The sequence below is a fragment of the Actinoplanes sp. NPDC048791 genome, from assembly GCF_040650095.1.
Lineage (GTDB): Bacteria > Actinomycetota > Actinomycetes > Mycobacteriales > Micromonosporaceae > Actinoplanes.
In genome coordinates, this window is record NZ_JBEZGQ010001267.1 from 1 (window position 1) to 2,118 (window position 2,118).

Genomic DNA, 2,118 nt, shown 5'->3' on the forward strand with positions numbered 1-2,118 from the left:
CCCGCAACGTCAGCCGGTGGCGGGTCACGATGACGCGCCGGGCGTACGCCTCGGGGTCGGTACGGACCGTGGCCCAGCGCCGCCACACCTCCACGACGGCGACCTGGGCCAGGTCGTCGGCCTCAGCCGCGCTGCCGCAGACGAGGTACGCGAACCGGCGCAGCGAGTCCAGCCGGGTACGCGCGAACTCGTCGGCGTCCTCCCCTGCGGCGCTCATCAGCCACCTCCTCGCCGGGCAGACGCTCACCGTGGTCGATGTGCTGCATCGCCGGGTGTCGGGTAGCCGACAGTTGCCGGCGCCGCACACCCTGTCCGATCGAGATCAGTCTTTGCCGATCACCATGGAACGCGTGGGTAGCTTCGCACTCCGCCCACCCGACCCCTGGAGGACAAAGACATGGCCGAGATGGACATTGCCCTCAAGGACGCCATGACCATCGACGGCGCCATCGGTGTCGCACTGGTCGACCACACCAGTGGCATGGCGCTGGGTATCGCGGGCGGCACCCGCGACTTCGACCTCAACGTGGCCGCGGCCGGCAACACCGACGTCGTCCGGTCCAAGCTGCGCGCGATGGAGCTGCTGGGCATCCAGGAGCAGATCGAGGACATCCTGATCACGCTGGAGAGCCAGTACCACCTGATCCGGCCGCTGACCGCGCGCTCCGGGCACGGGCTGTTCCTCTACCTGTCGCTGGACCGCTCCCGGGCCAACCTGGCGATGGCCCGCCACCACCTGCGCCGCATCGAGAACCTGCTCAACATCTAGGGGTCGCTCACGGGGACCAGGAGCGCAGTCCCACCGAGTTGTGGGTGAAGCGGGACCGGTACGCCGACGCGCTCAGGCCGTAGTGGGCGCGGAACCGCCGGGCGAAGTAGTTCTGGTCCGGCCAGCCGACCGACTCGCCGATCCGGCTGATCGCGTCGTCGGTGTGCAGCAGCCGGGCCGCCGCCAGCTCCACCCGGTGCCGCGACAGGTACGCCATCGGCGGCAGCCCGGTCGCCGACTTGAACAGCCGGACCAGGTAGCCGGGCGCCAGGTGCAGCGCCTCCGCGAGCTCGGTGAGCGTCCACTGGTGGGCCGGGCGGGCCTCCATCATCCGCATGGCGTCGACGACCGCGGGGTGGGTGTGCCCGGTCCCGGCATCCACCCCGTCGACGACCGCCCGGGCGAGGCAGCTGAGGAACAGCGAGAGCCGCCCGATGATGTCGCCCCGGTGCCGGCTCACGGGCCGGAAGCGGAGCTGGTCGAGCGCGTCCAGGTGCTGCACGGACTCGGCGAGCAGCTCCGGGCCGAGCCGGGCGGTCAGGATGCCGCGCCGCTGGTCGGAATACGGCCCGGTCCAGAGCAGGTAGCCCAGCAGCGGGTCGGCCCTGGTCCAGGCGAGCTCGCGTTGCAGCAGCTCGGTGGAGAAGCAGCAGTTGTACAGGTCCAGGTGCCGGCAGTCGTCGTAGCCGTGCCACACACCGGGCCGCAGCAGGATGACGTCGCCGATCTGGAGCTGCTGGCGGCCCGCGAGGCTGTGGTGCACGCCCGCGCCGCCGGTCATCACCGCGACCTCGACGAAGCTGTGGGTGTGCACGGGGTGCATCCCCTCGTGCAGGTAGTGCCCGGCATAGGCCAGCGAGCCGTCGGAGAAATACAGCATGGCGTGCGAGTTCTCCACCGGTGGCTCGGCCATCCGCTGACCATACGACACCGGGCCGGGACCGGCGCCAGGTGCATTTCGTGCTATCACCGGTGCACTGCGGCCTATGTCACACCCAGCGCCGGGCGCAGGATCAGGGAGCGGCCGAAACAGTGCCGCCACCCAGCCGAAACATCTCTGACGGCGTTCCGCAGCGGCGTTCTTGAATCGTTTCAGCACGGTGACCGACTCCCCCTGGAGTGCCCATGTCTCCTGCCGCCGCCCCCGCCGGGATCCGCTTCGAGCACCACACCGCGGATGGGCCCGTCCTCGGCATCGGCACCCCCGCACCCCGGCTCTCCTGGTACGTGCCGACCGCCCCGGACGACTTCCGGCAGAGCGCGTACCAGGTCGAGATCAGCCGGGCCCGCGGGCCGGTCGAGCTCACCACGGTGACCTCGGCCGAGCAGGTGCTGGTGCCATGGCCGGC

General features: G+C 70.7%; 4 protein-coding genes. 2 read left to right on the forward strand and 2 right to left on the reverse strand.

All coding sequences use genetic code 11. The annotated features are described in order from the left end of the window. A partial coding sequence (locus AB0C29_RS45235; RefSeq protein ID WP_360834105.1) for a sigma factor occupies positions 1 to 217 on the reverse strand: 217 nt, incomplete at its 3' end. Between the two features lie 180 nt (positions 218 to 397). On the opposite strand from AB0C29_RS45235, the gene AB0C29_RS45240 reads away from it, so the two are divergent. Beyond that, on the forward strand, positions 398 to 769 hold the full coding sequence (locus AB0C29_RS45240) for a hypothetical protein (protein WP_360542655.1): 372 nt from the start codon (positions 398 to 400) through the stop codon (positions 767 to 769). 7 nt (positions 770 to 776) lie between these two features. On the opposite strand, the gene AB0C29_RS45245 is transcribed toward AB0C29_RS45240, so the two are convergent. Then, complete coding sequence (locus AB0C29_RS45245; RefSeq protein ID WP_360834107.1) at positions 777 to 1,682, reverse strand: AraC family transcriptional regulator; 906 nt, start codon at positions 1,680 to 1,682, stop codon at positions 777 to 779. A 212-nt stretch (positions 1,683 to 1,894) separates the two neighbouring features. Between AB0C29_RS45245 and AB0C29_RS45250 the strand changes: the two genes are divergently transcribed. Beyond that, positions 1,895 to 2,118: hypothetical protein (locus AB0C29_RS45250; RefSeq protein WP_360834109.1), on the forward strand; the 224-nt coding region annotated here is incomplete at its 3' end.

Bases quoted from the DNA above. Each gene is read 5' to 3' on its own strand.
- AB0C29_RS45240 (WP_360542655.1), top strand. From the start codon at position 398: ATGGCCGAGATGGACATTGCCCTCAAGGACGCCATGACCATCGACGGC.
- AB0C29_RS45245 (WP_360834107.1), bottom strand. From the start codon at position 1,682: ATGGCCGAGCCACCGGTGGAGAACTCGCACGCCATGCTGTATTTCTCC.